Here is a 6,048-nt window from a genome sequence, read left to right on the forward strand (position 1 = left end):
AATCAGTTAATTAAAATTGAAAAACACGCCCGATATTTTATAAATATGGGGCGTGTTCGTTTTTTTATTCAAAATTAACCTGTTTACTTTGTCGAAGAAATATGAAAGAAATCTGATTATTTCTGCTTTGGACTTTTTATGGTGGTGAAAATTAAAGTAGCCACCTAAAGTCAAAAAAATAAAACAGAAAAAATAAAACAGAGTGTGGAAGACTCTGTTTTATAAGAAAATTTAACAAAATATAAACCTAACAAGGTGTTGCTAGAATTTACATTCTACAAATATAGTATATATTTTTTATTTTGAAAATAGTACTATTCTAAAAATGTCTACACTAGCATTGCTTATTAGGTCGAATTACAGAGAATGAGCAATTACAAAAAAAACAAATTAAGTTCGAATTCAATTTTCAAAATCAATGAAAAGGATTTGCAATATCCGCAAAAGAGCCTTTTAAATCGATTCCAATCCTTTTTTAAATGGATTGTACTCTGGAAATAAATTCTAACCTATAAGTTTTAATCCTGCTTTAGCTTGATTTAGGAATTGCTTGTGCTTACTCTAGATGAGTGGGTCATCATGGTATGCGAATAATTTGATAACTATTAATACATAAACTATGAAAAAGCAAAATGCAAAAAAATTGGCTTTCAACAAGGCTGATGTGACCGAATTGAACCAATCTGAGATGAACGTTATTGGAGGTGGATTACCAACCACATCAACTATAGGTCCAATGACGATAGTGTCCATTAGCTGTACATTCTGTATCTCAAGTAGCAATGGGAATTTCACACAAATCGAATTTTAATTTAAATAGTATGAAAAAAACTGCAAATACTAACGAATTGGCTTTTCTAAAAGCGATTGTAGTCGAATTAAACGATAACACTATGGTATCGATCAATGGGGGAACTTCTGATCAAAATGCCATCGTAGATACTTGTACGATTTCAATTATATGTCAAACTAAAGATTGGTTTTAAAATGAAAAACAACAGTAAAAGCACACTGAATTTTAACAAATCAACACTTTCTGAATTGAATGAAAGTGACATGTTAAAAATTAATGGTGGAACTTTAGAAACATCAGGGTACTGCTGTTTCACAACGAAACAATTAGAATTGGATAACGCTTAAAAAACTAAACATGAAAACAACAAAAGAAAACAACAGTTTGGCTTTCAACAAAGCCTCGGTAACAGAATTAAATGATTTGGAATCAATGGCTATCATTGGAGGTACAGAAGACATGCCAGTGCCAACGGTAATTCAAAATTTGACTAAAATTTCAATCATTAGATTCCATTAAAAGTATGAAAAAGTTTAACGCTAGCAATAAATTAGCATTCAATAAAGTAGCAGTTGCTGAACTGAATGACACTACATTAAACGATGTAAATGGAGGATCAATAACTTTAGGTGTAGCTGTAGTTGTTGCATCGATTATAGTTATGGAGTATATCAAGGAACAACAAAAATAATTCTGGAAGAATTACAGGCAGATAAAGATTCTTTATCTGAATAATCATGAAACATTTGCATTTTGTAAATGGCATGCCAACTATACATTAGTCTTGGTACAGAGCAACTATTGCCTGTAATTTTCTTCAGATTACTCATTTAATAATTTACAATTAATCAAATTTTAAAAACATGAAAAAGCAAAATGCAAACAAGCTGGCTTTTAATAAAGCAGCAGTATCTGAGTTGAATGAAAATCAGTTAACAAAAGTAAACGGCGGAACTTATGTGTATACTTTGCCAAGTGATCTAAGCTGTACTTTTTGTATCTCAAGTAGTAATGGGAACTGGACTAGAGACGAAATTTATTTTAATCAAATTCAATAATGAAAAAAGATAGCCATACAAGTAAGTTACAGTTTGCCAAAACAGTAATTGTAGAGTTGAATGATGACCAGCTTCATGGAATCAATGGTGGTGCAGACGGTTCAATCGACTGGCCTTCGACTGGATGTTTATGTACTTGGATTACAAGAACGATACAACAGATGGCTCAATAAAGCACACTATGAAAAAACAAAATAGTTATGACAAATTGGCTTTTAATAAAGCAGTTGTCGCAGAATTGGACACTCAAACATTAGCTAATGTGAATGGTGGTACTGGGACTAGTTATTTAACTGTAGTAGGACCTACAAGCGCATTCACAAGTGCAACAATAGATATGTCGCAGGCAATCAACTAATCAGGTCGTTTTTAGGATTCGCTGTGATAAATGACAGCACAATGAACTGTAGTCTGGATTTTAAAATCTCAGATTAGAGAAAGGGATAAAATTGCCTGAAAAATGAAAAGTTATCATTGTGCTTTTCAGTTGAAGTCTTTTATGAGTCTGATTTTGATTACCAATCATAAAAATTTAAAAGTTTATAACAACACTAAATCAAGAATTTAAATGAAAAAACTAAATGTTAACAACAAGTTGGCTTTCAATAAAGCGGCTGTTACCGAACTGAATGAAAATTCATTAATCGCAATCAATGGTGGATCTACTATTGTTGGTGGTGAAACATGTACTGGATGTGTTTGCTTTTCCGTAACCACTAAACTAACTCGTCAAAATACACTAATTGAATTCTAAATTATATGAAAAAACAAAATGCAAACAACAAGTTGGCTTTCAATAAAGCGGCTGTTATAGAATTGAATGAAAAGAACATGCACGAGGTAAATGGCGGTACATCTGGAGCATTTACGGTTGGTACAACTTCCTTACTTACTTTAACTGTAAGTAGTGATGTAATCCTTAAAGAATATTAAAAACTTGCATTAAACATGAAAAAACAAACATTAAACAACAAGTTGGCTTTCAATAAAGCGGCTGTTGCAGAATTAAACGAGACATCATTACATGCAATCAATGGAGGAAGTTCTACAGGATGTGTATGTGACGCAGTTGTAGATGCGATTAAAGACGCAATCAGCCAAATGACAAGACCAATAGTAAACTAACTTTAAAATTAGAGAAAAACATGAAAAAGCAAAATATGAACAACAGATTGGCTTTCAATAAAGCAGCTGTTATTGAACTAAATGAAAATTCATTAATCGAAATCTACGGTGGATCTACAATTGTTGGTGGTGAAACTTGTTCAGGTTGCATGTGTGACCCGATTACTATCAGGATTACAATTTACGAAGTTGCTTTTTAATTCACATTTACAACTATGAAAAGACAAAACGCAAACAATAAGTTGGCTTTTAATAAAGCGGCTATTACAGAATTGAATGACACCTCGTTGACAAACGTTCATGGTGGTTCATCAGAAACAGTAAGTATTGCAATCACTATTTATTTGGTGACCATGAAAGTTGTAGAATATGTTCAGGAGCAACAAGCAAAATAGTTTATAAGGAAACTTCACGGCTTGTAGGATCGCCGCTCTCAATCTATTAATTCATATGTACTTGTAATTGAGAATGTCAGAAACGAATTGGTTTTGACACTGGACTTCTATTGTCTTGATTTTCCGAAAATACTATGTCAATAAAGTGAGTTAAATAGCACAAAATGAAGCAATGGATATTTTGGATTCCTCTTCATTAATAAGTGATGGTAGAATTGATTATTGGCTAATAATTGAAATTAAAAAGATTTCAAAATGCTAGCAAAGTCAATTGGAACTGCCAATTGTTTTAACAAAAGCTTTCAATTGACAATTTGCTTAGAATTATTATAAAGGTAATAATAAACTAAACTAAAATAAACATGAAAACTCAAAAGGTAAACAACAAGTTGACTTTTACTAAAGTTGACGTATTAGAGCTTAACGAAGACCAAATGTCAGAAGTTAACGGTGGGGTATTTACTTCTAGATATTGCATAATAATTCTTGAAGATATGTTTTAAGCATTGCATCACTACGTGATACATCTAACAAAAAAATCAAATAAAAAACATGAAAACTCAAAAGATAAACAACAAGTTAGCTTTCAATAAGGCAGCTGTTACAGAATTGAATGAAAATACGTTGGCAGAAATTAACGGAGGAGCTTCTATAGACGATCTTATCGATGCTATTGGTGATGCAATTAAAGATGCGGTTAGACAAATGACTCGCCCAATTGTAGGATAATTAAAAACAAGGAAGCATGAAAAAGAAAAACGCAACGAACAGATTGGCTTTTAATAAAGCAGCTGTAGTAGAGCTAAATGACACCTCCATGTCAAATGTACACGGTGGTTCTACTGAAACTGTAGGTATAACAATTAGCCTTGTCATCATCAGTATGAAAATTATTGACATGATGCAGGAAGATGCAATGAAATAAAATGAAAACAATGAATACGGCTAGTAAACTGATTTTTAAGAAAACAGTTGTTACTGATTTGAAAGATTCTCTAATGCAGCAGATAAATAGCGGAAGTGCATTGAATGATGTGACCATACAGCTGACTATTCTATTGATAAATAGTTGAATATTAAACAATTAAAATTAAATAACAATGAAAAAAGAAAATTTAAACGGAAAATTAGCTTTCAACAAAGCTTCAGTAACAGAATTAAATGACTCAATGTTGAGAAGTATTAATGGTGGTGCAGAAATCATGGCAGAAGATGGTTCAACTATCCTTGGTGGTCCAACTTGTACAGGTTGTGTTTGTTTTGATGTTACAATCAAAGTAACTAAAACGATAGTATTATACTAAAAAATCTTGAAAAATACAGTTTGAACTTAATGAATGATTATGCACAGACTGCTTTAGTCCAATTGATGATTTTACAATCGTTCGAACAAGCATACACAACTGTAATTTCTCTAAAAAAAGATAATGGAGAAAGCTGAAAATCCTAAAAAAGAGTAAGCAATATAAACAATTTACAACATGAAAAAACAAAATGTAAACAACAAGTTGGCTTTTAACAAAGCTGCTGTTATCGAATTAAATGATGCTCAAATGCATAACGTTGATGGTGGAACATCTCCAGTAGCTACTTCTTCTACTTGGTGTTTAGCGGGTGCAGGAGCTGCAATTGGAGCTGCAATTGCGTATTTCGTTGACTAATCAAAATTATCAATGAAAAACGGTGCGTTTGTCTTTGTTTTAAGTATGCTCACTAGTTACATGATAGTTAGAGATATTAAAAAGAGCTATCAGAAAAAAAACGATTTAGAGCAAACAGAGACTTGTAAAAAAAATCAATCTCAAATTAAATAATTTAAGTAATCATGAAAAAACAAAATGTAAACAACAAGTTGGCTTTCAACAAAGCTGTAGTAATTGAATTAAACGAAGCACAAATGTACGATGTAGATGGTGGAACATCTCCAGTATGTGCAGCTGCTGTAGCATCTTCAAACTGGTGTATAGCTGGAGCTGGAGCTTTAATTGGAGCATCAATCGCTTATTTCGTAGACTAACTATCGACTAGTTTCAGTAGTTCATAAATCAATTTTCAAACTAAATAATTTAAATAATCATGAAAAAACAAAATGTAAACAACAAGTTGGCTTTCAACAAAGCTGTAGTAATTGAATTAAACGAAGCACAAATGTACGATGTAGATGGTGGAACATCTCCAGTATGTGCAGCTGCTGTAGCATCTTCAAACTGGTGTATAGCTGGAGCTGGAGCTTTAATCGGAGCATCAATCGCTTATTTCGTAGACTAATTAATAAACTATATCATGAAAAACAACAATTCAAACATCGCATTGTCTTTCAATAAGGCAGCTATTGCTGAGTTAAACGATCAATCTTTAGTTGATATCAACGGAGGAAGTACGCCTCCATGTGCATTCGTAGCTTCAATTGCATTAAGCTACGCGATTACTAAAGACGTTTGGTAAAAAATTATTCTGGCAGGGAATTATTCTCTGCCAGTCTTAAAAATTCCAGAGTGGAATACATAAACAAAGTGGAAAACTAAAAATTAAAGAAAATGAAAAAACAAAATGTAAACAACAAGTTGGCTTTCAACAAAGCTGTAGTAATTGAATTAAACGAAGCGCAAATGTACGATGTAGATGGTGGAACATCTCCAGTATGTGCAGCTGCTGTAGCATCTTCAAACTGGTGTAT

At 32.4% G+C, this 6,048-nt stretch carries 23 protein-coding genes; all 23 read left to right on the forward strand.

Going from position 1 to position 6,048, the window contains the following annotated elements; all coding sequences use genetic code 11:
- Positions 1-619 precede the first annotated feature (619 nt).
- Positions 620-811, forward strand: coding sequence for a class I lanthipeptide (locus ACFO7M_RS05625; RefSeq protein WP_379717236.1), 192 nt, complete (start codon positions 620-622; stop codon positions 809-811).
- A 10-nt stretch (positions 812-821) separates the two neighbouring features.
- Entirely contained in the window at positions 822-986 is a 165-nt protein-coding gene (locus tag ACFO7M_RS05630) for a hypothetical protein (RefSeq protein WP_379717234.1), read from the forward strand.
- A 1-nt stretch (position 987) separates the two neighbouring features.
- Positions 988-1,140 (forward strand): class I lanthipeptide, encoded by a 153-nt coding sequence (locus tag ACFO7M_RS05635; protein ID WP_379717232.1) that lies wholly within the window; start codon positions 988-990, stop codon positions 1,138-1,140.
- 10 nt (positions 1,141-1,150) lie between these two features.
- Positions 1,151-1,312: a hypothetical protein gene (locus ACFO7M_RS05640; RefSeq protein ID WP_379717230.1), complete on the forward strand. Its 162-nt coding sequence runs from the start codon at positions 1,151-1,153 to the stop codon at positions 1,310-1,312.
- 4 nt (positions 1,313-1,316) lie between these two features.
- Positions 1,317-1,484, forward strand: coding sequence for a class I lanthipeptide (locus ACFO7M_RS05645; protein ID WP_379717228.1), 168 nt, complete (start codon positions 1,317-1,319; stop codon positions 1,482-1,484).
- 172 nt (positions 1,485-1,656) lie between these two features.
- Positions 1,657-1,851 carry a class I lanthipeptide gene (locus tag ACFO7M_RS05650; RefSeq protein ID WP_379717226.1) on the forward strand — a complete coding sequence of 65 codons (195 nt, stop codon included), beginning with the start codon at positions 1,657-1,659 and terminating at the stop codon, positions 1,849-1,851.
- A complete protein-coding gene (locus ACFO7M_RS05655; RefSeq protein ID WP_379717224.1) occupies positions 1,851-2,024 on the forward strand; it encodes a class I lanthipeptide in 174 nt (57 codons plus the stop codon). The genes ACFO7M_RS05650 and ACFO7M_RS05655 overlap by 1 nt, the downstream gene beginning before the upstream one ends.
- Before the next feature lie 8 nt (positions 2,025-2,032).
- Complete coding sequence (locus ACFO7M_RS05660; protein WP_379717222.1) at positions 2,033-2,209, forward strand: class I lanthipeptide; 177 nt, start codon at positions 2,033-2,035, stop codon at positions 2,207-2,209.
- A gap of 210 nt (positions 2,210-2,419) precedes the next feature.
- Complete coding sequence (locus ACFO7M_RS05665) at positions 2,420-2,605, forward strand: class I lanthipeptide (RefSeq protein ID WP_379717220.1); 186 nt, start codon at positions 2,420-2,422, stop codon at positions 2,603-2,605.
- Between the two features lie 5 nt (positions 2,606-2,610).
- Positions 2,611-2,784: a class I lanthipeptide gene (locus ACFO7M_RS05670; RefSeq protein ID WP_379717218.1), complete on the forward strand. Its 174-nt coding sequence runs from the start codon at positions 2,611-2,613 to the stop codon at positions 2,782-2,784.
- A 15-nt stretch (positions 2,785-2,799) separates the two neighbouring features.
- A complete protein-coding gene (locus tag ACFO7M_RS05675; RefSeq protein WP_379717216.1) occupies positions 2,800-2,976 on the forward strand; it encodes a class I lanthipeptide in 177 nt (58 codons plus the stop codon).
- A 20-nt stretch (positions 2,977-2,996) separates the two neighbouring features.
- Positions 2,997-3,176: a class I lanthipeptide gene (locus tag ACFO7M_RS05680; RefSeq protein ID WP_379717214.1), complete on the forward strand. Its 180-nt coding sequence runs from the start codon at positions 2,997-2,999 to the stop codon at positions 3,174-3,176.
- 15 nt (positions 3,177-3,191) lie between these two features.
- Entirely contained in the window at positions 3,192-3,371 is a 180-nt protein-coding gene (locus tag ACFO7M_RS05685) for a class I lanthipeptide (RefSeq protein WP_379717212.1), read from the forward strand.
- Between the two features lie 362 nt (positions 3,372-3,733).
- Positions 3,734-3,874, forward strand: coding sequence for a class I lanthipeptide (locus ACFO7M_RS05690; RefSeq protein ID WP_379717210.1), 141 nt, complete (start codon positions 3,734-3,736; stop codon positions 3,872-3,874).
- Between the two features lie 49 nt (positions 3,875-3,923).
- The gene (locus ACFO7M_RS05695) at positions 3,924-4,100 is read left to right on the forward strand and encodes a class I lanthipeptide (RefSeq protein WP_379717208.1); all 177 of its coding nucleotides are present in this window, start codon (positions 3,924-3,926) and stop codon (positions 4,098-4,100) included.
- 16 nt (positions 4,101-4,116) lie between these two features.
- A complete protein-coding gene (locus tag ACFO7M_RS05700) occupies positions 4,117-4,296 on the forward strand; it encodes a class I lanthipeptide (RefSeq protein WP_379734493.1) in 180 nt (59 codons plus the stop codon).
- Position 4,297: 1 nt separating this feature from the next.
- Entirely contained in the window at positions 4,298-4,444 is a 147-nt protein-coding gene (locus tag ACFO7M_RS05705) for a hypothetical protein (protein ID WP_379717204.1), read from the forward strand.
- 27 nt (positions 4,445-4,471) lie between these two features.
- The gene (locus tag ACFO7M_RS05710; protein WP_379717202.1) at positions 4,472-4,675 is read left to right on the forward strand and encodes a class I lanthipeptide; all 204 of its coding nucleotides are present in this window, start codon (positions 4,472-4,474) and stop codon (positions 4,673-4,675) included.
- Positions 4,676-4,852: 177 nt separating this feature from the next.
- Complete coding sequence (locus ACFO7M_RS05715; protein WP_379717200.1) at positions 4,853-5,032, forward strand: class IIb bacteriocin, lactobin A/cerein 7B family; 180 nt, start codon at positions 4,853-4,855, stop codon at positions 5,030-5,032.
- Positions 5,033-5,196: 164 nt separating this feature from the next.
- Positions 5,197-5,388 (forward strand): class IIb bacteriocin, lactobin A/cerein 7B family, encoded by a 192-nt coding sequence (locus ACFO7M_RS05720; protein ID WP_379717198.1) that lies wholly within the window; start codon positions 5,197-5,199, stop codon positions 5,386-5,388.
- 59 nt (positions 5,389-5,447) lie between these two features.
- Entirely contained in the window at positions 5,448-5,639 is a 192-nt protein-coding gene (locus ACFO7M_RS05725) for a class IIb bacteriocin, lactobin A/cerein 7B family (protein ID WP_379717198.1), read from the forward strand.
- A 15-nt stretch (positions 5,640-5,654) separates the two neighbouring features.
- Complete coding sequence (locus ACFO7M_RS05730) at positions 5,655-5,816, forward strand: class I lanthipeptide (protein WP_379719007.1); 162 nt, start codon at positions 5,655-5,657, stop codon at positions 5,814-5,816.
- A gap of 92 nt (positions 5,817-5,908) precedes the next feature.
- Positions 5,909-6,048, forward strand: a 140-nt coding sequence (locus tag ACFO7M_RS05735) for a class I lanthipeptide (RefSeq protein WP_379734505.1), incomplete at its 3' end; no start/stop codon positions are given.

The organism is Flavobacterium sp. GCM10023249, from assembly GCF_042653365.1.
GTDB lineage: Bacteria > Bacteroidota > Bacteroidia > Flavobacteriales > Flavobacteriaceae > Flavobacterium.